Genomic DNA, 22,584 nt, shown 5'->3' with positions numbered 1-22,584 from the left:
CCCCCCTGCAATCGGTCATTTATATTTATTTCGCAACTTGCGGGACGCCGAGGGCGGCGTCCCCTACATCGTTCTTAGTTCTTAGCTCTTAATTCTTAGCTCTATTACTTAGCTGCTTTGCCGAGCTCAAATGCCTTCTTGTTAAGGTCGAGGAACTTAGGCGGTACGCACTGCTCCAGTGCTTTCTGCCAGAGCTCGTCGGGATAGTCCATGCGTGAAGCAAGAACGCCCATGAGAACTACGTTTGAAGCCTTTGCTGTACCAGCCTGCTCAGCCAGTGACAGTGCGTCAACTGCTACAAGCTCTACACCTGCTGCCTTGAGCTTCTCAACGAGATTCTCGGGATACTTTGCAGCACCTGTGATAACAGGCATAGGATCTATCTGCTGTGTAGATGTGATAAGCTTGCCGCCCTTTTTAAGATAAGGGAGACATCTTGCTGCTTCGAGAAGCTCGAAGGAGATAACTGCGTCTGCCTCGCCCTTTTCGATAACAGGCGAATATACCTTATCGCCGTACTTTACGTATGTAACAACAGAACCGCCGCGCTGGCTCATTCCGTGTACCTCGCTTACCTTTACGTCATAGCCCTGTGCAAGAAGCACATTGCCGAGAAGTCTTGAAGCGAGAAGCGAACCCTGTCCGCCGACGCCGACTATCATAATTGATTTAGTTTCCATTTTATATTACTCCTTAAAGTCAATATTCATTGCGAAATGATATCCAGTTCGCCGTCAACGAAGCCTACGGCAACTGCCGCTGCTCCGCTGAGAATGCCTGAGTATTTACCGTTTCTGAGGTATTCCTCTATCATTTCCTTTATGAGCTCCTGTGCGTGAGCCCAGCTCGTGTCTTCCTCGTCGGAGGTATCAACCGTGAAGATATTCTCCTCACTGCTCCAGACCTCCTCGCAAGCCCATTCGCCGTCCTTGTCCTCGGGATCGTACTCTCCTGCGGCAATAATCTGGACGCCGCAGATGTGCTCCTCGTCGGACTCCTCATAGAGATTGAAGCAGAACGCCTTTGTTTCCTCTGGCATTTCGTTGTTTTCGAGGATATCGTCCAGCCAGTGGGCGAACTCCTCATATATCGGCAACTGTATCATCTTTTTTCCTCTTTGTTTTCTTAAATCTGAAAAATTCAAGCTTTCCGCACTTCGGGCACTCATAGATGCTTGTTGTAAGCGCTCCAGAAAAGAGATTGTCAATATCTCCTATAATAAAGCCTGTGCGTCCCAGTTGCATACGCTTTGTTCCTTTGTATTCCATAAGTATATTGCAATATGGACAGCTTATCTTTCTGATTTTCATAGTTATACCCCGTTTTAGTGCACCGTTATATTGTTTGTATGCAGGTAACGTCAGGGACGCCGCATATGGGACGTCGAGGACGGCGTACCCTACATAGGTCATTTGTATTTATTGCGTCATCTGCGGAACGCCGAGGGCGGCGTTCCCTACTTAGCTCTTATCACTCACGGGAGCCCGAGGGCGGGCTCCCCTACTTAGCTCTTAGTTCTTAGTTCTTAGCTCTAATCACTCAATAGCTCCGACTTTACACTGCTCCTGAGCGGAGAGCCTCCGCCCCCGTCTTAGGAGCTTTTATTCAAAGCCTTGAATGTGCTTACTGGATAGCTCCGACTTTGCACTGCTCCTGACATATGCCGCAGCCTACGCAGAGAGTGTGGTCAACTACTGCCTTGCCGTCGCGCATTGAGATAGCAGGACATCCCAGCTTCATGCACATCTTGCAGCCTACGCACTTGTCTGTATTTACCTTTACAGGCGGATTGTGCTTAACGTACTTGAGAAGTGCGCACGGACGTCTGGAAATAATTACCGAAGCCTCGTCAGCAGCAAGCTCCTCCTTGATAGCAGCCTCTGTCTCGGCAAGCTTGTAAGGATCAGTTACGCGGACGCGCTTGATACCGATAGCCTTGCAGAGCTCCTCAAGATTAACTGCCGCAGCAGGATCGCCCTTGAGGTTCTTACCTGTAGTCGGGTTCTGCTGATGACCTGTCATACCTGTGATAGAGTTATCGAGAATGATAACTGTTGAATTTGAATTATTGTAAGCGATATTTACAAGACCTGTCATACCGCTGTGCATGAATGTTGAATCACCGATAACTGCAACGCTCTTGTGCTCGGACTCTGCTCCTCTTGCCTTGTTGAAGCCGTGGAGACCTGATATAGAAGCACCCATACAAATTGTTGTGTCGATAGCGTTGAGAGGTGCGGCAGCTCCGAGAGTGTAGCAGCCGATATCACCTGATACTGTAACACCAAGCTTCTTTAAGCAGTAGAACAGTCCTCTGTGTGGACATCCTGCACACATTACAGGAGGACGTACAGGGATATCATCTTCGAGAGCCACGAAGTCCTTCTTCTCGCCGAGAAGCTTCTCTGCGATAACAGACTGTGGAAGCTCGCCGATATAGCCGAATATCTCCTTGCCCTTAACGTTGTTCACGCCGATATTGCGGCAGTGCTCCTCGATTATGCCGTCAAGCTCCTCGATAACGTATATCTGCTCATACTTCTTTGCGAAGTCCTGAATGAGCTTGACAGGGAGAGGATTTACCATACCAAGCTTCAGCACTGAAGCCTTGTCGCCGAGAGCCTCCTTGACGTACTGATAAGCAGCGCCGTTTGTGATAACGCCGAACTCAGCCTTGTCGGATATCTCAACTCTGTTGAGAGGAGTTGTCTCAGCATACTCGATGAGCTTCTTTGTACGCTCTTCAACGAATACGTGTCTGCCCTTTGCGTAAGCAGGCATCATAACGAATTTATTAGGTGTCTTTTCGTAGTCCTTAAGAGGAAGGTCGTTTCTGTCCTCCATTTCAACGATGCTCTGTGAGTGAGCAACTCTTGTGGACATTCTTACTATGAACGGTGCGTCAAACTTCTCGGAAAGCTCGAAAGCAAGCTTGACGAACTCCTTACATTCTGTAGAATCAGAAGGCTCCAGCATTGGAACTTTAGAAGCTATAGCGTGGTGACGGCTGTCCTGCTCGTTCTGAGAGGAATGCATACCCTGATCGTCGGCAACTGCTATGACCATACCTGCGTTTACGCCTGTATATCCTGCTGTATAGAGCGGATCGGCAGCAACGTTGAGACCAACGTGCTTCATTCCGCAGAAGCTTCTTGCGCCTGCAATAGAAGCTCCGAGAGCTGTCTCCATAGCGACCTTTTCGTTAGGAGCCCACTCTGCGTAGACCTCGTCGTACTTTGCAACTTCCTCAGTTATCTCAGTCGAGGGAGTACCGGGGTAGCTTGATACTACGCGGCAGCCCGCTTCATACAAGCCTCTTGCGAAGGCTTCGTTTCCAAGCATTAATTTCTTCATATTATGTATTTTCCTTTCATGTTAAAAATAATCATATCAATTATGTTAGTTGAGAGTTGACAGTTAACGAAGTGAACACATTAACTCTCAATTCTCATTTTTTCATTTCGTCAAGGAGCCACCTTGCGACTCCGTCCTCGGAGTTTGTCCCGATGATGATATCGGCGGCAGCCTTAACTTCATCTCTGGCGTTGCCGACTGCGATTTTTATATCAGCCTGCTCAAACATAGGCAGGTCGTTGAGGTTATCACCGAATGCCACTACCTCGTCAAAGCCGTATTCCTCGCGGAGAAAACGCAGTCCGTTGGACTTCGAGGCTTTATGTGAGAATATCTCAAGATACCACGAATCGTCGTAAACGTCAAGATAAAATGCTATATCCACGCCTGCTATCTTCTCTGCTTCAAGCTTTACGGGCAAAAGCTCGTCATAGGTCGCTCTTGTGGTGAAGTATACCGTGTATTCGTCGGCATAGTCCTCAAGTCGGCACTGTACAAAGGGCTTTTTGTACTCATGCTTTCTTACCTCCGCAAAGCTCTGCATTACTCTGCTTGTGAGCTGCGAATAGTAACAGGTAAGAGCGCCCTCGTCTATGCGGTACATGAAACATTCAACGCCGTGGCGCTTATATATGTCAAGGAGCTTTGCAGACACCGCAGGCTCTATGAACTCGTTTTTGACATAGCGTTCATTTTTTATATCATAGATACTCACGCCGTTCATAAGAATACAGGGCACATTTATATCCAGTGCCGATGTAATGGGAACTGCCGAATATATAGACCTTGCAGTAGCGAATGTAAAGTTCATACCCTTTCGGGCAAGAGCGTTCATTATTTCCGCTGTATGAGCAGTTATTTCGGGCTTTGGGCTCAGAAGAGTTCCGTCAAGATCGCTGATATAGAGCCTTTTCAATTGGGCGGTCACCTCCGTGAGCCTTTACGTGGATATTCATAATAGTATTATAACATATTTAGCGAGAAAAGTGAAGATATATTTTTTGTCAGAAATAGATTTGTACATTCCGACGGATTTTATCCCTTTGGAATGTTAATCCTGCATAAACGAGCTGAGCCAGCTCGCTTACACCTGTCAGAACCGTTAATCGTACATCGCTTACGGCACATTTTATGAAAATTATGCGGGCGGCGAAACGCCGCCCCTACTACTCACTACTTTCTACTCACTACTTACTAATCACTAAGCACTAATCACTAATAAAAAAACGCCCGTAAGAAGCAGCTTCTTACGGGCTTATGGAGTGGTGTTATATGGTTATTGGCAGGCTTGCCTTATTTGATTTCCAGTCTCTTTGCGACAGGAGCTTCTGGAGTTTTCTTCGGGAGCTCAATGGTCAGGATACCGTTCTTGTATTCCGCATTGATTCCCTCTGTATCAATATCGCCGATATTGAAGCTTCTCTTATACGAGCCGAAAGTGCGCTCGCGGCGGATATAATTGCCCTTGTCGTCCTTTTCGTCGTTGTTTGTGCTGTGCTCAGCCGTAATGGTGAGCTGTGTGCCGCTAAGGTCGAGCTTGATATCCTCTTTCTCAAAGCCGGGGAGCTCCGATTCGAGGACGTACTTGTCGCCGTCGTCGCGGATATCGGTCTTGCAGCTGCTCATCGGCATACTGCCGCCGAAGAAATTCTTGTCAAAGTCATTGAATGCGTCCCACAGACCAAAGCCTGTGCCGCCGAAAGGTGTAAGTCCATACATAAATCATACCTCCAATTGATAATTTCATATTTATCCTATGCAGTTTTCATTATAATATACACTTTTCACGCTTTCCATTGGTATCGCTTCCTTTCGTTTCATTGTCTATATGATACAGCGGTTATTTGAAAGGAATATCAAGGTTATGTGACAGTACAATGAAAATTAGCACTCTCAATGCGAGAGTGCTAATCGTCTTTTTTCTTCTTTTTATCCCTGCCGCAGCCTGCATAGCAGCCTAATAGCAGAACTATGGCTGAAACAGCCGCCAATGCTTCTTCCATAATATAACCCCCTAATTATTATATATGAAAAATACGGTTCAAAAAAATAGTCTCTACTGTATAAGTCTCCTGAGAAGCCCGTTTTGTTGCATTTTTTTGAAAACTTTGTATGAATAAACAAAACAGCTATCGGTTATTAGTGCATAACGTCTATGGAATCAGATATACGCCTGCTTTTTCAGTATCGCCGAGATGACTCTGCCGATTATGGCGAAGTAGTTTATGTCAGCCACCGACCACTTCTTGAAGCGCCCGATGTAGCAGAACGAAATCATTCCCTTTATCATGCCGTCCTCGGTGATGAGGTACTGCACCGCACCGCCGATATTCTGCGCTACAAGCTGTGCAAAGGCGTTGTCGTCGCGTCCTTCAAGCTCGTTGACGTTGTCGATAACAAAGAGCCCGTCCCCTGTGAATCGGTCTGTATAGCCGTTTTCAAGGAGATAAGCCGCGTTTTTCAGAGCCGCATTTCCGCAGCTGAGCATAAGTCCCATATCACTGCCCGAAAATACGCAGATATCGTCAAGGTCAAACTGAACTCTCACCTGCTCCAAAAGCACGGATATATCGGGTATCCTGCCAAGAACAAGGCTTTCCGCCAGTCCGCCCACAAAGCTGAGCTTCTCCGAGGACTCGCCCTTTCCGCTGAGAAAGGCTATCCTGTTGCCCATGTCCTTTTCAACAGGACCGTGCTTCACCACATCGTAGATGACGTAGCGGTTCTGTCCCTTTTCCTGTGCGATATACAGGGCTTTGTCAGCCTGCATGAAAAGCTCGTCGTAGCTCCTGCTGTCAATGGGGTAGGTAGAAACTCCCATAGAGCAGGTCAGGCGGAATTTCTCGAACCTGTCCGTAAATGAAAACTCGATATTAGTGCGGATAGCGCGGAGAATGCTTCGCAGGTCCTCCTCGTCACGTATCTCCTCCAAAACGATGAGGAAACCGCCGCCGCTTATCCTGCCTGCAATGCCGCGGGAGCCGATTTCGGTCTTGATTATACTTGCCACGGTGTAGATGACCTCGTCGCCGAAAAGGTGTCCGTAGCCGTTGTTTATATCGGTAAAGTCGTCGATATCAAGAATAACGAGGTGTACGCTGTGGTGAGGTTCTTCCGCCAGTATCTCCTGCGCAAAGGCAGTTATGGCACGTTTATTGAGAAGTCCCGACAGTGAATCCCTGTTGGCTTCAAGGGCGAGATTGACCTCCTTGCCCCTGCCACGGGAGCTCACTACCGAGATTATACCTGTCACCTTGCGGTTTTCGGGATCGTCGTAACGTGTAAGACCTCGGAAAAGGCAGACCTCCTTGGTCTTGCCCTCGGTGAGCACAGAGGTCTCCAGCTCATGGTCGAAGCGGTAGGCTCCGCTGCTGATATCCCTGCAAAGGGAGTTGAATGTCTCGATGTAGCGCGTCAGGACATAGCCTGAATCTATGGCGTTCTTCCGCCACTGCTCCAGCTCCTCGTCCACAAGGACTATCTCGCGGAAGCAGTCAAACATATATATGCGTATCTTTTTTGTCTCGAAGCTGTACTCGAATGCAAGGTCGGATATGAGGCTCAGCACATAGCGGTACTCCGAGAGCTTTCGCTGACGGCTGTAGGCAAGGGACTCCAGCGAGAAAACGTCGCTGAAATTCATGCTGTACATAGGCTCTCTGCCCTCGGACAGGATAAGCCGAACAGTTACCAGTATCCAGCGGTAATCGCCGCTGACGCCCTTCATGCGGATAACGGTCCTGCGGATATTTCCCACGGAGGCGTTCTCCATACATTCAAGTATACGCGGATAGTCCTCGTCGCTGATAGTTCGTCTTATGGAATAGGTAACATCGTTGCCGAAAAATGCGAAAAAGCCTTCGTTGCCGCTCTGTGTGTGGAAACTCCTGTCCACCACGGCTCTGCCTACGCTGTAGAGCTTTTCACTGAGAAAATCGCCGTTCATATTGCCGTCACCCTCTCTCTGACAGTATTTATGAATGCTTACTGCATTATGATATCCTCAAATTTGCCGCGTATAGCCTTTACAAGCTCCTGCGGCGAAAGATGTATCTGTGTGCCTATGCGTCCGCCGCTGATAAAGAACATAGGTAGCTCCGCCGCGCTTTCGTGCACCACGGTCATGAACTGCTTTTTCATGCCGATAGGAGTACATCCGCCGCGGACATAGCCTGTTATCTTGGTGATATCCTTGACGTGGATAAGCTCCACGGACTTCTCCCCTACGCTTTTGGCAGCCTTTTTCATGTCAAGCTCCAGCGCAACGGGGATAAGAAAGCAGTAATAGCTGCCGCTCTTTCCCTGCGCAACGAGAGTCTTGAAGGTCTCGTCGAGGGGCTGTCCCAGCTTTTCGGCGGTGTGTATGCCGTCGATGAACTCGTCGCATTCGTAGGTCTGCACCGTATATTCTATCTTGCTCTTATCAAGAAAACGCATTGCGTTGGTTTTTAGTTCTTTGCCCATTATTTCACCTTTTTAGCCATTGATCGTATGCGAAAACGGGCGGATCATATCCGCCCGTACACGGGACGTCGAGGACGCCGTCCCCTACAATACGTTGATTATCATTTCATCGTAATTAGCGGACGCCCAAAGGGCGCCCCTACACTACGCACTACTGATTTTCAATTACGCAACAAACGGAACGCCGAGGGCGGCGTTCCCTACTTTTTACTGAATACGCAGCCGCAGTAGTTCTGGCGGTACAGATCATACTGCCTTGACAGCTCTATGGAGTGCTTGTAGCCCTCGTGCTTCTTGAAATCAGAGAAAAGGTAGGCAACTCCCACCTCGTCCTGCAATCTGCCGCCGAACTCGTTTATAAATGCGCAGTCCTTATGGGGACTGATAGTCAGCGTAGTCGTAAAGAAGTCGCAGCCCATTTCCTTAGCCTTTTCCCCTGCTTTCCGCAGACGGTAGCCTATGCACTTTTTGCAGCGCTCTCCGCGCTCGGGCAGGTCTTCAAGCCCCTTTGCCAGCTCATAAAATGGCGCAGAGTCGTAGTCCTCCTCGATAATGGGGATATCAAGCCCCATTTCACGAACAAGCCTTTTCAGCTCATTGAGACGGAATACGTACTCCTCCTCGGGAGCTATATTGGGGTTGCAGAAATACAGCGTGATACGGAAATACTTATACAGCACCGTCAGGGTATGGCTGCTGCACGGCGCACAGCAGGCATGAAGCAGCAGCGACGGCCTTTCGCCGCTCTTTTCCAGCTCCGCTATCTTCTTATCCAGAAGCAGTCCGTAATTTATCTTCTGCTCGGGCATTATTTATCCTCAAGGTTTTTCAGCGCCTTCAGCTCTTCCTTGTTTACTCTTATCTCAGCATCCTTGAGAAGCTTTACCTCACTTCTGTCGAGAGTTACAGGCACCTCGGACTTGTCGGTCTTTACGCGGAGCTTGCCTGTGATGAGGTTAACGTCCTCAACACGTCCCTTGTCGCCGTCGGGAGTAACTACTGTAGCGCCTATCTTCGGGGTTATCTTAAGCAGAGCCTCGTATGCGTTCTGCTCGTTTTTGAGACAGCACATAAGCCTGCCGCAGGTTCCCGATATTTTTGTAGGATTCAGGGAAAGTCCCTGCTCCTTTGCCATTTTTATTGAAACGGGCTGGAAATCGCCCATGTAACTCTTACAGCAGAACTCTCTGCCGCAGATACCAAGTCCGCCCAGTATCTTAGCCTCGTCGCGGACGCCTATCTGACGCAGCTCTATTCTTGTTCTGAACACAGCCGCAAGGTCCTTTACCAGTTCGCGGAAGTCCACGCGGTTCTCGGCTGTGAAGTAAAAAAGCAGCTTGTTGTTGTCAAAGGTGCACTCAACGTCAACCAGCTTCATGTTCAGCTTACGGAATGCTATCTTCTCCTCGCATATCCTGAAAGCGTCCTTTTCGCGCTGCTTGTTCTTCTCAACTGTCTTGAGGTCGTTGGCGTCAGCAAGCCTGATTATAGGCTTGAGAGGTGAATTTATCTCCTCATCGTCTATCTGGCGGTTGGCAATGACCACCTCGCCGCACTCAACTCCGCGTACAGTCTCGACTATGGCACGGTCACCCACCTTAGCCTTTATATCTCCGGGTGAAAAGTAGTATATTTTTCCTACGCTCTTGAAGCGTACTCCGACTATTTCCTTCATAGAAACTCCTATCTAAAGCCGTTTATCCGACTATTTCCATTATCTCCGCACCCAGCGCCGTAAGCGCCAACGGTATGCCAACATTGCTCTCAACCGCGCTCCACGCCTTTTCGATACGGGAGTGCATACGTGCGGACTGATAAGCCGTCAGCGAGCGTGAAAGCGCTCTTGCTCCCTCGCGGAAGCAGCCTATAGTCCGTGCAGTTTCGTCCTTGCCGAGAACTGCCGCGTCGCGTATGAGCTTGTCAAGCATTGAAAGCACCTCTCTCACGTCGTCCCTCTCTCGTCCCAGAGAGAACAGACCTACGCTGAGAGCGTACTCGTCTTTCCTTATTATACTATCGGCAAGGGATTTTGTCAAATCCACCTGCCTGCGGAGAGCTTCGTCGTTGATGTAGCTCTCGCACATACCGATGTTACCGTGGAAACAGCTCACTGCCGCCTGTATGTCCTGGGGAGCATAGCCGCTGTCCGCCAGTGAAGCCTCCGCCTCCTCCTCGGTGCAGGGAGCTGTGGAGAAGCACACACATCGGGATATGATAGTGGGCAGGAACTCCGACTTTGAGCCGCAGGTGAATATGAAATAGGCATACTCGGGGGGCTCCTCTATGAGCTTCAGCAGGGCGTTCTGAGTCTGCTCCTGTACATGGCTGCAATCTGCAAAGATATACACCTTGCAGCCGCTGCTGTTGTTGGGCTTTACATAGGCGTCCGCGATGATGTCACGGGCAGTCTTTACGCTGTAGTTGCCCAGCTTTCCCGACCTTTCGGGATATACAACGTCGGGGTGGATATCCTTTTCCACGTTCACGCAGGCGTTGCAGCGTCCGCAGGGCTTGCCGTTTTCGGGAGTCTCGCACATCAGCGCCTGTGTGTAGTATTTGGCGATAAGCTTCTTTCCGCTGCCCTTTTCGCCCCATATCATCAGCGAATGAGCAGTCCTGCCGCTGGCTCTCATGCCTGCAAGAGCGTCAAGAAGCTGCTTGTTTCCGTATATTTTCTTCATGCCGCTCACTTCTCAAAGGGCAGGCGGCTCTTGCCGCGCACCATGAACGGAACTGCCTTTTTGTGGCAGCAGATATGGTTGACAACTTCCTCGCCGCCGTACTCGCCGTCTCTTGTCCACGAGAAGGGCTTGTCGGAGAGGTTGGTGATAGTCACGTTATTTGTGCGGAAGAAAACGATGTTTTTATCGGTCATATCGTTTCTCAGCAGGGCTACAGCGGTCTTGCCAAGCTCTGCGGCGTTTTTGGGCTTTCTGATGAGAGTTACCTCGAAGATACCATCGTCAAGGAGAAAGTTCTTCATATTTATCATGCCTGCCACAGAAGCGGTATTCGTTATCATGCCGTATACGAAGTCGCCCTCGATAGTCCTGCCGTCGTACTCTATGCGCATGGGCTTTGCCTTGATACTGCCCAGATGAGCAGCTCCCCCTGCAATATAAGCGGCGTGACCGAAAACGTTCTTGACCTTCTGGGAGGTCTCGTAGGTGATGTTGGTAAAAGCTCCGAAAGCCGCAACATAGGAGAAATAGCCGTCATTGAAGCCGCCCACGTCGCAGAGTACGGGCTTGCCGTGGGTGATGACCTTTGCAGCCTTTATCTGGTCGGCAGGTATGCCGAGACTCTTGGAAAAATCATTGGTAGAGCCCGCAGGCACATAGCCTATGGGTATGCGCTTTTCACAGCCCATTACTCCCTGCAGGCACTGGCTGAGAGTACCGTCGCCCCCTGCTACAACAAGGAGGTCGTAGCCCTTTTCACAGGCGTATACAGCCTGCTCCACAGCGTCGCCGCCGCTCTGAGTGGTGTGGACAGTCACCTCATAGCCTGCCTTAACGAACTCGTCTACTATTTTGCCCAGCTTTTTATTGATTACAGCCTTGCCTGCAACGAGGTTGACTATAAAATACATCTTTTTCATTGTTTTTCTCCCTATACAATCAGCGGACAGGAGTTAGCTGTCCGCTGTGATTTATGCTGTCTTTAAATATTCCTCAAAGCTCTTGACGTCCTTTGTAACTGCGGTGTATGCGTAGTATGAAAGGATATACGAAGCGTCAACTGCGTTTATCTTTGTATCCTTGTCAACGTCTGCCGCCTTTTTCTGAGCGTCGCTGAATTTTGATGCCTTATTTGTTGAAGTCCTTGCGTAGTCCTCAAGAACATATGAAGCGTCAACTGCGTTTATGGTCTTGTTGTCGTCTACATCGCCCAGAGCGATAGTCTTGACGGGCTGAGCAGTCGTTGTAACAGGTGCTGTTGCAGCTGTGGTGCTTGTTGTGGTTATCTTCTTTGTTGTAGTCGTTGCCTTAGTAGTTGTAGTAGTTGTTGTTGTGGTGGTTGTAGTTGGCTTTGCTGTAGTAGTTGTGGTCGTTGTAGTAGTTGTTGAGGTCGTAGTTGTAGTAGTCAGAGTCGGATCAGTGCCTGCTACCTTGTTATAAGTCGCAAGCGCGATAGCAGGATACTTGTCCTTGTCGCTGAAGCTGTTGAATGTCTTGCGGAGAAGTCCGTTATCGTCGTGAAGCTTGTTTATCTTTTCAAGAATAGCTGTTGCAATTGCAACGTGTCCCTTCTGATTGGGGTGAACGTCTGCGGTAGAAAGGCTGCCTGTCTGGATATCAACGAAGTAATTTGCGTGTCCTGGGTTGCTTGCGTTAAGCGCTTTATCAGAAGATGTGAAGAGAGTCTTTACATCTACCACCTCGATACCGTCTATGGTACGGAGCTGCTGGTCATATGCAGCCATAACGTCTTCAAGTCTCGGTCTTACAACAGAGTTTATAAGGGTATTCTGTGAGGAGTTCTTGCCGTATGTGCTCTCCACATATGTCTGGTCAAGCTCAACAGGCTGATATATATTCTGTACGAGTATCCTTGCGTCAGGAGAAATAGCCTTGAGCTTTGCAGCGGCAGTCTTTATATTAGGGATAGTTACCTTCTCGAAATATCCGTCGTGCTCGTTATCACTTGAACACAGGTCTGTAGCAACGCCGCTTATCTGGCTGTTTACTTCAAGAGCCTGAGAAAGTCCCTTTGAGGCATATTCTGCAAGGCTTCCCTCGCCCTTGAACTTGACTACCTTTATCAGGTCAGATACAGAGGGCTCGGCAGGAAGATTGTCCTTTGTGTAGCCGTCGTTGAGGAAGTTCTTATCTGCGGCATAATCTATGAGCTTTCTTGAAGCAAACTGCATGATGTCGTTTCCGCCGATAGAGATAACGATGTACTCGGCGTTTGCAACGTTCTTCTTCTGCTCGTCAGAGAGCTTGTCTATGACTTTGAGAAGGTCAGATGTGTTATCTCCCGAAACTGCGTAGTTGCTGACCTTGCAGCCAAGGTAATCGCCGCATATCTCGCCGTAGTTATGCTCGACATCGCCCTTTCTTGTAACGCCGGCAGCTATGCTGTCACCGAAAACGACCATGCCGCCCTTTTCGGCAGCTGCCGCCTTTTCATTGAAAGCTCCGCCTGAAACAGAGGTAAGAGCTGTAAGTCCTATAGCTGCGGAAAGCATCATTGAAAGTAATTTCTTCATGTAAGTATCCTCCTTTTAATTGCTGTGACAGCCGAGAGCATTTTTCCTGTCCTCGGCTATGTGTAGTATATAATATAAAATTTTTTATGTCAAGCGGAAAAATGTGCCTTACTTGGCGCCCTCCATGATAGCCTTGAGTATAGCGCCGTCCCATGCAACAGAGTTTCTGTTGAATATACCAAAGCTCGATTCGCCGCTGAACTTGCTGTTGTCCCATACGAAGCACTTTATGCCCTGCTTCTTTGCGGCGCTTATATAGTAGCTGTAGTATCTGCTTCTTGTAGCCTCGTCAGCTCCGTGAACACAGCCGAATTCGCAGATAAGAACAGGTATGCCCTTGTCGATGAACTTCTGTCTCAGCTCCGTGAACTTGCCCTCAAGCTCGCTCTCGCCGCTTGGAGTGAATGTAGTTTCTGTTCCCTCTGAGAATCTCCACGGTGCGTAGTAATGTACCGAAAGAACGATGTTCTTTCCGCTGGGAACTACCATATCGTTAAGCGCCACGCTGTCGGCAGAAGCCGCATATGTGGTAACTATAAGGGTTCTGTTCGCGTTGTTGCCGCCGCTTGCACGGACTGTATCAACAAAGGTCTTGGCGTACTTGTTGACGGTACTGCGCTCCTCCTTTGTGCCGCCCATCCATTCCATAGATGAACCCACAGTTCTCGGCTCGTTCATGCCCTCGAATATGAGTCTATCATCATAGTCGGCAAAGCGCTCGCTCACCTGCTTCCAGATGCTTTCAAGGCGCATACTGTCGCTGCTATAGGAGTTTGGCTGAGGATCGAACCAGATATAGTCGTCGTGGTGCATATTGATGATAACGAACATTCCCTCGTTATATGCGTAGTCAACGACCTCCTGAACTCTGTCCAGCCATTCCTTCTGTATCTTTGTGTCGTTCATGTGCTCGGACCACGTTACAGGTATTCTGACAGCATTAAAACCTGCCGCCTTTACGGACTTTATCATTTCCTTGGTAGTCTTGGGGTTCTCCCAGCCTGTCTCGGTGTCGATTCCCGATTTGCCTGTATTGTAGCTTTCAAGGGTGTTGCCTAAGTTCCAGCCCACCTTTATCTTTGATACTATCTCGGAAGCGCTGCGGAAATTCTTTTCTCCGTCAGCCGATTCGGTAGTGGGCTCGATAGTAGCAACTTCTACCTTTGTAGGAGCAGGATAATCTCCGCCGCCAACACTGTACTTGACCTCGACCTTGTCAACAGTAAGAGTCGGCTGGTCGCTCCACCAGTAGCCAAGCAGGAGCTCGTTATCCTTTTCCATGCAGCCCTTTGCCTTGTCGGGCACGAACCATGTGAGCTGCAAATTATCGCTGTCCGTGAATATGGACACATCGCCCGACTGGAACTCGCCTGCTGTAGAGCTTATTCCGTAGGCGCCCGTGAATTTTCCGAAGCTGCCTGTTGTACTTACATTGAACGTTACCACCTCGGGTATCATGCCCTCGGGTATGAAATCAAGAGGGATATGGACTCTGTTGTCCTCGTCGGAGTAGCTTACCGACTTGCCCACCTCGGCAGAGGCAGTGCCGTCAACAGGAACATCTCTCGTCCTGTCGAACCTGCATACAACATTGTCTATCTTGAGACTTTCGCAGTTTCCCCACCAGTAGCCGAACAGTACCTCTCCGCCCTCGTGGATATAGTCCTTGAGCTCCTCGGGAACGTTCCATGTTATCTCGCCGTAGCTGCCCTCTGTGGGAGCTGAAAAATCTCCCGACTGATACCAGCCCTTAGTTGTTGCGGCCGGGCATTTGTCGTCTACGGATATACCGCAGCCGCCTTTGAATTCACCGATATTTCCGCCGTCCCCTGCATATACGGTAAACGTGAACGATTCTATCCTGTCGCCCTCCTCGATAAGGTCGGCAAGCGGGAACTTGATCGTGTTGCTGCCCTCGGCACGTCCGATAACCCTGTTTACGGATATCTGTGAGCCAAGAGCGGCTGAAACGGTCTCAACTGGGCTTTTATGCTCGGTCGCCATCTCTGTAGTTTCCTCCTCAGTAATAGCAGTAGTTTCCTGCGCGTCTGTGTTTTTTTCTGTCTCAGACACTTTGGAAGAACCGCCTTTCTTCGCGCATGACACACCCGTAAGCAGCATTGCAGCGGCTGTCAGCAGCGCCATTGCAGATCTCTTCATTGCCAAATGTCCTTTCCCCATTGTTTAGTTTAATTCAACCAAGAAAGCCGTCATTCCATTTTATTTTTTTGCAGCGGAACGACTTTATAAACACTTATCCTAATTATATCATGACAATGCGCGATTTGCAATACATGATTTTTACTAATATACGCCGTTATACCGACTTTTTTTCATTATTCTGCCGATAAAGCGGCTTACATTTTATATTTTAAGATGACAGAACTGTGAAATCGCCGTGGTAAAAATGTGTCTCTTTGTCAAAGAATTGATTACAATTCTGTCTTTGTCTTGACAAATTATTGCCGCTTGTGTATAATTAAAGTAAGCTCAGCGGAGTGCACTGCTCCGCCAAAACGTATAAAAAATATATCCCTTTTAATGAAAGGACGCAAAACTATGACTGATTTCAGAAAAAAAGCTATCGCGCTGGCAGCTGTTGCCTGCTTTGCTGTTACTTCCGCTGCTTCATGCTCAAAAAAGGAAGCAGGAAGCTCATCAAAAAAGGCTTCATCTACAGGAAGCAGCTCTTCTGTACAGGCAGCTTCCGACAATATGCCTACACTTGAAAATATTGAAAACGCAAGCGGAGCTGTAGTCGTTACTCCGTTCCAGACAGGTACACCTGCCGACATTGCAAACTTAGGTCTTTCAGCTCCCGAGGGCGTTGACCTCGATTCCGACGATCCGCAGACAAAGTCAACAACTCAGCCTGCTACAGAGATCGTTGAGGTAACACAGGCTAACGGCGAAAAGGTAACAGACGCAAACGGCGCTGTTGTGACCGAGGTCGTTACAAAGCCTACCGAAGCTTCAGGCGAATACACAAGCAAGACAGACAGCAGATACTGTATGTGGCTTGATATCTCAAAGGATACCGACTATATATTCAACAGCGATTTCATCGAGGTAGTGTTCAAGCTCAAGGACAATATCCCCAACAAGGACTACCCTGTAAGATTCAATCCTGATTTTGCTTCCGTTGCAGGCAAGAGCGTTTCTCCCGACAAGGTTATTCAGGGTAATATCAGAGTCGGCGGCGATATCGAGGAGCAGAACGTTTCATCAGAGACAGGCTTCGTAGCTTACGGCGACAATGTTTCCGCTAAGCCCGGCGACGAGGTAACATACCACATCAACCTCAAGAACAACCCAGGTCTCGCAGCTATGCTGGTTTGGATCTACTTTGATTCAAACGCTATGGAAGTCGAGGGCGTTTATCCGTCAGGTGAGTTCGAGAAGTTCGCAGCAACTGCAACTACAGGCGAAAAGCCAAAGAACTAAGCTTATGCAAGGGCGTGACAAGAGTCACGCCCTTTTTTAGTGATTAGTCAATAGTGAGTAGTTCTGTAGGGGCTGATGCCTACATCAGCCCGAACAATTATGCCTGATTTACACGGGGCGATGAAGGCATCGCCCCCTACAATTAACTAACACCTGATTTATTTTTTCAAAAAGGGTTGACAAATGTAAATTTTGCTGATATAATATAAGCATACCAAACATATAGGTGATATAGAAAATATCAAGAGGTGCTATGTCATGTATAGAATCAAATGCAAACGATGTTGACGCTCCTGTTTCATTCGCCAACACGTATTATTATCAACAACTAATGTAAAGGAGAACATTTATTATGAAAGCTTATAAGAAAATTACAGACCTCATCGGCGGTACTCCGCTTCTCGAACTCGGAAATCTCGAAAGCGCTCACGAACTGAACGCTACTCTTCTCGCAAAGCTCGAATACTTCAATCCCGCAGGAAGCGTTAAGGACAGGATCGCCAAGGCTATGATAGACGACGCAGAGGCTAAGGGACTTCTCAAGGAGGGCAGCGTTATCATCGAGCCTACCAGCGGTAATACAGGTATCGGTCTTGCTTCCGTTGCCGCTTCAAGAGGCTACAGACTTATCATCACAATGCCTGAGACCATGAGCATCGAGCGCCGCAACCTTATGAAGGCTTACGGTGCAGAGCTTGTTCTCACAGACGGCTCAAAGGGCATGAAGGGCGCTATCGCCAAGGCTGACGAGCTTGCTCAGGAAATTCCAAACAGCTTTATCCCTTCACAGTTCACAAACCCTGCAAACCCTGCTATCCACGAAAAGACCACAGGCGTTGAGATATGGGACGATACCGACGGAAAGGTAGATATCTTCGTTGCAGGTGTAGGTACAGGCGGTACTATCAGCGGTACAGGCGCTTACCTCAAGTCCAAGAACCCCAACGTTAAGGTAGTTGCTGTAGAGCCTAAGAGCTCGCCTGTTCTCTCCGAGGGCACAGCAGGTCCTCACAAGATCCAGGGTATCGGAGCAGGCTTCGTTCCAGAGACTCTCAATACAAATATTTACGACGAGATAATCCCCGTTTCCAATGAAGACGCATTCGAGACAGGCAGAGCTATCGCAAGAACAGAGGGCGTACTCGTAGGTATTTCCTCAGGTGCGGCAGTATGGGCTGCTATCCAGCTTGCAAAGCGTCCCGAGAACAAGGGCAAGACTATAGTTGCTCTTCTCCCCGACACAGGCGAGCGTTATCTCTCGACTCCTATGTTTGAATAATCACATTTTATGCCATTTACATTAAAAAAACGGAGCTTAAAGCTCCGTTTTTTTAAGTTTAGAGTTGAAAGTTCAGAGTTGAGAGTTATGGTGTCGCCTGCGGCGATAATATGAATATCACATACAGCGGCGATCAACTCTAAACTCTCAACTTTCAACTAAAAAAAGCCCGAAATACTTCGGGCTTGATGATATTACTTTAAAACCTCCGCAGGCGGATCGATCACATCAGACGCTTTTATATCGTACTTGATAACAGTTCCCTTTGCGCTTGCGTTGTCGCCTGTAGGGAAGAAGCAGAGCTTAAAATCAGTTATGTCGCCAACTATTACGATACCGCCGATAAGTCCGCTGAACTGTCCGTTTGACGGGATATCAAAGGGATCGGCATAGTATTTGCTGTCATTGAAGTGCTGCTTTGCATAGAGCTGTGTACGGACATCGGAATATACCTCACTGCCGTCAGGAAGCTCAATATAGAAGTTATTGAGCGTGCTGAGTGTGTACTCCTTGGACATACTGTTCCTGAGAGTTATATCCATGTATATGAAATGCTCGCCTGTCTCGCTGTTAAGTGCGCTGACAACGGAATTAAGCGTAAACGCCGTATCCTTTTCGGTTACCTCCTTGCCAAGCTCTCCGTCTATAACATTTGTGCCTATGGGCTCGGTCACAGACGGTGCGCTCGTTGATGTGCGCGGCGGACGTTTTGAGCTTGTTGACGAGCTTTCGTTGCTATCTGAACAGCCTGCAAATGCAGCTGTTGTAAGTGCTGCTGCAATAAGTACTGCAATAAATCCTGTTTTTTTCATCGTTCTATCCTCCGAATCGTTCTAAAGCCTTGAAATACAGCTCCTTTTCAGTGCTTAAACGGGAGCTGTTATTTATATTCAGCATATTATAGTATAGCACAAATATCGACAGTATGTCAAGCTTTTGAAGCGAGAGAATCAGGAGTACCGCAGCTGCTTATTACAGTCCGCAGGCGAGCGGAAATAATTGCGCTGCTCCATTCCGTTTTTTTCGGTCATCAGCGTCTTAAATCCAAAAAACAGCATAAAAAAGCCATATTTTTTTTAGTTTACTCTTGAAAACATACTAAACCTATGGTATAATAATAAATACCGACAACCCGAAAGGACGTGTATCAATGAAGATATCAACAAAAGGCAGATACGCTCTGCGAATGCTCTATGACCTTGCACTGCACCACGAAGAGGGGTATGTGTCGCTTAAAGATATTGCTGACAGACAGGGAATATCCAAGAAATATCTGGAACAGATAGTTCCCCTGCTCAATAAAACAGGACTTCTGAGAACCAACCGCGGCAACAAGGGCGGATATATGCTTGCAGGAAATCCCGACGAGATAACCGTAGGCGATGTGCTCAGAGCTACCGAGGGCAGTCTTGCTCCCGTGACCTGCCTTGAATTCGAGCCAAATGAATGTGCGAGAGCAGCCGAATGTTCCACTCTCTTTATCTGGGAGGGGCTTTACAAGTCCATAACCGACTACCTCGACAGCATAAGTCTCAACGATATAATAAACCACAGCCATAACGGCGGAGATTATTGTATCTGAATCTTATATTTTATTGTCAAATACGGGCTGATGCGGGTGACTCCCTACAGTGTAGGGAGATGTCGTAAAGCGACAGAGGGTACGGGTGCCTGTTAGGCATCAGCCCCTACAAACAATTTTCCTAAAAACATTGTGTAGGGGGCGATGCCCACATCGCCCCGTTTTTTCTTAACACTAAGCAGTTTTATATACTGCTTAATTTTTTTGCCCTGCCGATAAGGGCAAGCACAAGCCCGATATATACAGCTCCGCCGACTGCTCCCGAGACTGCCAGCACCGCCATAACAGGCACTTCCCTGCGCCGCAGAGCCTCTGCCGCAAGGAGAGCAGCTCCGCCGCACATAGCTCCTGCGTAGAGCACCTTGCCAAAGGGCACGGCGCTTATACGGACTTCTGAAGCTCTTATGTAAACGCGGAGAGACATCCCCAGTATCACTCCATAGCAGAAGGACGTGGACAGCGCCGCACCGTCAGCTCCCATGGCAGGTATCAGAAGAAGATTCCCTGCAAGCTTTACCGCTGTGCCGAGAAGCATTATTTTCAAAGGAGCGGCAGGCTTGCCTACCGCCTGAAGCATACTGAACAGCGGAAAGGACACGCACAGGAATACCATTCCAGCCATGAGATACCGCAGAGCGCCTATGCACACCGTCACCTCGTCGGACTGCCGCGGAAACAGGAACGTAAGCACCTCAGGAGCAAGAACTCCCAGCCCAACTGCCGCAGGCACGGCTATCAATGCCGCCGAGAGAAGCGCCTGCGACGTACTGCGCTCCAGCCCACAGCGGTCTCCGCTGCCCCTTGCCGACGCAATACAGGTGAGAGCGCCCTTGCCAAGCATATTCGTGACCGATGGCACAAGATTGAACACTGTCAGGGCTATGCCTGCAAAGGAGCCGTATATGAACCGTGGAAGTTCCGCTTCGGCGACTCCCTCGGGAAGTCCCGACGGACAGCCGAATCGCGATATACAGCCTATGACCGTCCACATATCTATCAGCGCCGTAAGATTAGTCACCACTGAGCTTGCTCCCACAGGCAGAGCCGTCGCCCACAGCTCCCGTGCAATGGCTCTGCGGCTCATCACATAGGCTTCGCCGCCTTGGGGGGCTTTCGCAAACAGCCGCATTACCGCGAAAAACAGCGCCGCTCCTGCTGTTGACAGAGTAACGCCAAGTATGCCTGCGGCGGCAGCTGCCGCCCGTATATCCGTCACAAAGGGAAAGAGCTCCATGATCGTCCGAGGGTGAGCAGCCGTGAAGCCGCACAGCAGAAGCCCTGCCAGCGCCTTTACAAAGCCCTCTGCCACCTGCGAGAACGCAGTAGGGTACATATTGCTCATGCCCTCGTAGTAGCCACGCTCCACGGCGGTTATACAGCCGAAAAACACCGCAGGAGCTATCATGGCTACTGCCGCGGTCGCCTCGGGAAGTCCGATGACATAGGCGCTGAACGGCTTGGCAAGGAGAAGTATCAGCAGGCTCCCTGCCAGTCCCACCGCCGAAAACAGAGCAAGGGCAGTCCGTCTGACCTTTGCGGCGTTCCTGTACATACCCAGTGCAGTGCTCTCAGCGGTCATCTTTGCCACCGCAGAGCTCAGTCCCGTTACCGCCAGAGAGTAAACAGGCATGAACAGGCTGTAGGCACAGCTGAAATAGCTCATTCCCACGCCGCCGAGGATATTGGTCAGTGGTATCTTGAACACCGCACCAAGGAGCTTCGCCGCCGCTGCCGACACCATAAGTATGATAGAACCCTTTATGAAGTTTTGTTTTTTCAGTACAAACCGCCTCCGATTTGACATAATGTATGGAAAAATCACTTTTTCACAAAAATATATGTTGCAGAATCCAGAAATATGTGTTATAATATAATGAGTTATTGATAGTCGCCGTTCGGCGGTTATCCCCCCGAACATAGTTAAGGGGGCGCATATTATCTTTATGTATAAGATAAGCTGATAATATATCCCGAACTGTCCCGAAAAAGATTATGTGGGACAAGACAAAGCAAAGTATCAACAAACAGATGAAAGGCTGGTTTTTATCATGGATTATAAATTCTCAGACAAAGTCAGCAAGCTCCAGGCTTCTGCTATCAGAGAAATACTGAAATTCACTGCTGATCCCGAGGTCATTTCCTTCGCAGCAGGCAATCCTGCTCCCGAAGCTTTTCCAAAGGAACGTATCGCCGAGATATCCGCTGAGCTTCTCAGAGACGATCCTATCCTCGCTCTCCAGTACAGCGTTACCGAGGGTTATACTCCCCTCCGTGACTATTTAAAGGGCTGGATGACCGAAAAGGGCTGCTTCCACAAGGAATTCGACGACCTTATCATCACATCGGGCGGACAGCAGGCTAACGAGCTCTCCTGCAAGGTACTCCTCAACGAGGGTGATACTCTCCTCTGCGAGTCGCCGTGCTTCATCGGTTCGCTGAACGCTTTCCGCTCCTACAACGTACACCTCAAGGGCATCGACATGGAGGACGACGGAATCGACCTCGAAAAGCTGGAAAACGCTCTCAAGACCGAAAAAAACGTAAAGCTCCTTTATCTTATCCCGAATTTCCAGAATCCTACGGGCAAGACTATGTCACTTGCAAAGCGCAAGGCTGTTTACGACCTTGCCTGCAAATACGATTTCATTATCTTAGAGGACGATCCCTACGGCGAGCTCCGCTTTGAGGGCGAGACTATCCCCTGCATTAAGAGCTTTGACACCGAGGGCAGAGTTATCTACTCCAGCACATTCTCGAAGATAATCTCATCAGGCTTCAGAACAGGCTACTGCTCCGCACCTTCGCCGATAATCCAGAAAATGGTAGTGTGCAAGCAGGTCTCAGACGTTCACTCCAATATGTGGGCACAGGTAGTTTCCCACAGATTCATGTCAACTGTTGACAGAGAAGCCCATTTCAAGAAGCTCCGCGCTATATACAAGGAAAAATGCGACCTTATGTGCGGATATATCGACAATGAGTTCTCAAAGAAGATAAACTACATCAAGCCTCAGGGCGGACTTTTCGTGTGGTGCGACCTTCCCGAGAGCTTCAACATGAACGAATTCTGCAAGAAGGCTGTACAGGAGTACAAGATAGCCGTAGTACCGGGCAATTCGTTCTGCATTGACGAGAACGAGGTAAGCCATTCGTTCAGACTCAATTACTCAACGCCTACAAACGAGCAGATAAACAAGGGCATGGAGATTCTTGCCCGTATGACAAGAGAAATGCTCGATTGAGAAT

20 protein-coding genes are annotated in these 22,584 nt (G+C 48.9%); 4 read left to right on the top strand and 16 right to left on the bottom strand.

Features of this window, described 5'->3' with window-relative positions; all coding sequences use genetic code 11:
* Positions 1-104: 104 nt before the first annotated feature.
* From BT105_RS09910 to BT105_RS09845, 14 genes are all read right to left on the bottom strand, one after another.
* Positions 105-680, bottom strand: a complete 576-nt coding sequence (locus tag BT105_RS09910) for an indolepyruvate oxidoreductase subunit beta (protein WP_072300605.1) — start codon at positions 678-680, stop codon at positions 105-107.
* A 26-nt stretch (positions 681-706) separates the two neighbouring features.
* Positions 707-1,105: a hypothetical protein gene (locus BT105_RS09905; protein WP_072300604.1), complete on the bottom strand. Its 399-nt coding sequence runs from the start codon at positions 1,103-1,105 to the stop codon at positions 707-709.
* The gene (locus tag BT105_RS09900) at positions 1,083-1,310 is read right to left on the bottom strand and encodes a hypothetical protein (RefSeq protein WP_072300603.1); all 228 of its coding nucleotides are present in this window, start codon (positions 1,308-1,310) and stop codon (positions 1,083-1,085) included. The genes BT105_RS09905 and BT105_RS09900 overlap by 23 nt, the downstream gene beginning before the upstream one ends.
* A 313-nt stretch (positions 1,311-1,623) precedes the next feature.
* Positions 1,624-3,354: an indolepyruvate ferredoxin oxidoreductase subunit alpha gene (gene iorA, locus BT105_RS09895; protein WP_028516059.1), complete on the bottom strand. Its 1,731-nt coding sequence runs from the start codon at positions 3,352-3,354 to the stop codon at positions 1,624-1,626.
* A 94-nt stretch (positions 3,355-3,448) separates the two neighbouring features.
* Positions 3,449-4,270 (bottom strand): HAD family hydrolase, encoded by an 822-nt coding sequence (locus BT105_RS09890; protein WP_177243959.1) that lies wholly within the window; start codon positions 4,268-4,270, stop codon positions 3,449-3,451.
* A 377-nt stretch (positions 4,271-4,647) separates the two neighbouring features.
* The gene (locus tag BT105_RS09885; RefSeq protein ID WP_028516057.1) at positions 4,648-5,073 is read right to left on the bottom strand and encodes an Hsp20/alpha crystallin family protein; all 426 of its coding nucleotides are present in this window, start codon (positions 5,071-5,073) and stop codon (positions 4,648-4,650) included.
* A gap of 442 nt (positions 5,074-5,515) precedes the next feature.
* Entirely contained in the window at positions 5,516-7,300 is a 1,785-nt protein-coding gene (locus BT105_RS09880; protein WP_072300601.1) for a GGDEF domain-containing protein, read from the bottom strand.
* Positions 7,301-7,338: 38 nt separating this feature from the next.
* Complete coding sequence (ybaK, locus tag BT105_RS09875) at positions 7,339-7,818, bottom strand: Cys-tRNA(Pro) deacylase (RefSeq protein ID WP_072300600.1); 480 nt, start codon at positions 7,816-7,818, stop codon at positions 7,339-7,341.
* A gap of 200 nt (positions 7,819-8,018) precedes the next feature.
* Complete coding sequence (locus BT105_RS09870; RefSeq protein ID WP_072300599.1) at positions 8,019-8,627, bottom strand: epoxyqueuosine reductase QueH; 609 nt, start codon at positions 8,625-8,627, stop codon at positions 8,019-8,021.
* On the bottom strand, positions 8,627-9,493 hold the full coding sequence (locus BT105_RS09865) for a PSP1 domain-containing protein (RefSeq protein WP_072300598.1): 867 nt from the start codon (positions 9,491-9,493) through the stop codon (positions 8,627-8,629). The genes BT105_RS09870 and BT105_RS09865 overlap by 1 nt, the downstream gene beginning before the upstream one ends.
* A gap of 22 nt (positions 9,494-9,515) precedes the next feature.
* Positions 9,516-10,499, bottom strand: a complete 984-nt coding sequence (locus BT105_RS09860; protein WP_028516051.1) for a DNA polymerase III subunit — start codon at positions 10,497-10,499, stop codon at positions 9,516-9,518.
* Between the two features lie 5 nt (positions 10,500-10,504).
* The gene (locus tag BT105_RS09855; protein WP_072300597.1) at positions 10,505-11,419 is read right to left on the bottom strand and encodes a diacylglycerol/lipid kinase family protein; all 915 of its coding nucleotides are present in this window, start codon (positions 11,417-11,419) and stop codon (positions 10,505-10,507) included.
* Between the two features lie 51 nt (positions 11,420-11,470).
* Entirely contained in the window at positions 11,471-13,033 is a 1,563-nt protein-coding gene (locus BT105_RS09850) for a GDSL-type esterase/lipase family protein (protein ID WP_072300596.1), read from the bottom strand.
* A 108-nt stretch (positions 13,034-13,141) separates the two neighbouring features.
* Entirely contained in the window at positions 13,142-15,193 is a 2,052-nt protein-coding gene (locus BT105_RS09845; RefSeq protein WP_072300595.1) for a cellulase family glycosylhydrolase, read from the bottom strand.
* Positions 15,194-15,592: 399 nt separating this feature from the next.
* Here BT105_RS09845 and BT105_RS09840 point away from each other — a divergent pair, with 399 nt between their 5' ends.
* Both BT105_RS09840 and cysK read left to right on the top strand, forming a co-directional pair.
* On the top strand, positions 15,593-16,477 hold the full coding sequence (locus BT105_RS09840; protein WP_072300594.1) for a hypothetical protein: 885 nt from the start codon (positions 15,593-15,595) through the stop codon (positions 16,475-16,477).
* Between the two features lie 352 nt (positions 16,478-16,829).
* Complete coding sequence (cysK, locus tag BT105_RS09835; protein ID WP_072300593.1) at positions 16,830-17,756, top strand: cysteine synthase A; 927 nt, start codon at positions 16,830-16,832, stop codon at positions 17,754-17,756.
* Positions 17,757-17,950: 194 nt separating this feature from the next.
* Here cysK and BT105_RS09830 read toward each other — a convergent pair whose 3' ends face one another.
* Entirely contained in the window at positions 17,951-18,568 is a 618-nt protein-coding gene (locus BT105_RS09830) for a DUF4352 domain-containing protein (protein WP_072300592.1), read from the bottom strand.
* A 338-nt stretch (positions 18,569-18,906) separates the two neighbouring features.
* Here BT105_RS09830 and BT105_RS09825 point away from each other — a divergent pair, with 338 nt between their 5' ends.
* Positions 18,907-19,338, top strand: a complete 432-nt coding sequence (locus BT105_RS09825) for an RrF2 family transcriptional regulator (RefSeq protein ID WP_072300591.1) — start codon at positions 18,907-18,909, stop codon at positions 19,336-19,338.
* A gap of 184 nt (positions 19,339-19,522) precedes the next feature.
* On the opposite strand, the gene BT105_RS09820 is transcribed toward BT105_RS09825, so the two are convergent.
* Positions 19,523-21,142, bottom strand: coding sequence for an MATE family efflux transporter (locus BT105_RS09820; RefSeq protein WP_072300590.1), 1,620 nt, complete (start codon positions 21,140-21,142; stop codon positions 19,523-19,525).
* A gap of 244 nt (positions 21,143-21,386) precedes the next feature.
* Here BT105_RS09820 and BT105_RS09815 point away from each other — a divergent pair, with 244 nt between their 5' ends.
* Entirely contained in the window at positions 21,387-22,580 is a 1,194-nt protein-coding gene (locus tag BT105_RS09815) for an aminotransferase-like domain-containing protein (RefSeq protein ID WP_072300589.1), read from the top strand.
* Positions 22,581-22,584: the final 4 nt, after the last annotated feature.

Source organism: Ruminococcus flavefaciens (assembly GCF_900119075.1).
Taxonomy (GTDB): domain Bacteria; phylum Bacillota; class Clostridia; order Oscillospirales; family Ruminococcaceae; genus Ruminococcus; species Ruminococcus flavefaciens_Q.
Note: the sequence above shows the minus strand (reverse complement) of the source record. Positions and strands in the feature narration are given on the sequence as shown.

Coding starts and splice junctions, on each gene's coding strand:
- BT105_RS09860 (WP_028516051.1), bottom strand. CDS start 10,499: ATGAAGAAAATATACGGAAACAAGCAGCTTCTTGACGCTCTTGCAGGC.
- ybaK (WP_072300600.1), bottom strand. CDS start 7,818: ATGGGCAAAGAACTAAAAACCAACGCAATGCGTTTTCTTGATAAGAGC.
- BT105_RS09885 (WP_028516057.1), bottom strand. CDS start 5,073: ATGTATGGACTTACACCTTTCGGCGGCACAGGCTTTGGTCTGTGGGAC.
- BT105_RS09905 (WP_072300604.1), bottom strand. CDS start 1,105: ATGATACAGTTGCCGATATATGAGGAGTTCGCCCACTGGCTGGACGAT.
- BT105_RS09880 (WP_072300601.1), bottom strand. CDS start 7,300: ATGAACGGCGATTTTCTCAGTGAAAAGCTCTACAGCGTAGGCAGAGCC.
- BT105_RS09855 (WP_072300597.1), bottom strand. CDS start 11,419: ATGAAAAAGATGTATTTTATAGTCAACCTCGTTGCAGGCAAGGCTGTA.
- BT105_RS09870 (WP_072300599.1), bottom strand. CDS start 8,627: ATGCCCGAGCAGAAGATAAATTACGGACTGCTTCTGGATAAGAAGATA.
- BT105_RS09840 (WP_072300594.1), top strand. CDS start 15,593: ATGACTGATTTCAGAAAAAAAGCTATCGCGCTGGCAGCTGTTGCCTGC.
- BT105_RS09820 (WP_072300590.1), bottom strand. CDS start 21,142: ATGTCAAATCGGAGGCGGTTTGTACTGAAAAAACAAAACTTCATAAAG.
- BT105_RS09815 (WP_072300589.1), top strand. CDS start 21,387: ATGGATTATAAATTCTCAGACAAAGTCAGCAAGCTCCAGGCTTCTGCT.
- BT105_RS09900 (WP_072300603.1), bottom strand. CDS start 1,310: ATGAAAATCAGAAAGATAAGCTGTCCATATTGCAATATACTTATGGAA.
- BT105_RS09845 (WP_072300595.1), bottom strand. CDS start 15,193: ATGAAGAGATCTGCAATGGCGCTGCTGACAGCCGCTGCAATGCTGCTT.
- BT105_RS09830 (WP_072300592.1), bottom strand. CDS start 18,568: ATGAAAAAAACAGGATTTATTGCAGTACTTATTGCAGCAGCACTTACA.
- cysK (WP_072300593.1), top strand. CDS start 16,830: ATGAAAGCTTATAAGAAAATTACAGACCTCATCGGCGGTACTCCGCTT.
- BT105_RS09910 (WP_072300605.1), bottom strand. CDS start 680: ATGGAAACTAAATCAATTATGATAGTCGGCGTCGGCGGACAGGGTTCG.
- BT105_RS09850 (WP_072300596.1), bottom strand. CDS start 13,033: ATGAAGAAATTACTTTCAATGATGCTTTCCGCAGCTATAGGACTTACA.
- BT105_RS09825 (WP_072300591.1), top strand. CDS start 18,907: ATGAAGATATCAACAAAAGGCAGATACGCTCTGCGAATGCTCTATGAC.
- iorA (WP_028516059.1), bottom strand. CDS start 3,354: ATGAAGAAATTAATGCTTGGAAACGAAGCCTTCGCAAGAGGCTTGTAT.
- BT105_RS09865 (WP_072300598.1), bottom strand. CDS start 9,493: ATGAAGGAAATAGTCGGAGTACGCTTCAAGAGCGTAGGAAAAATATAC.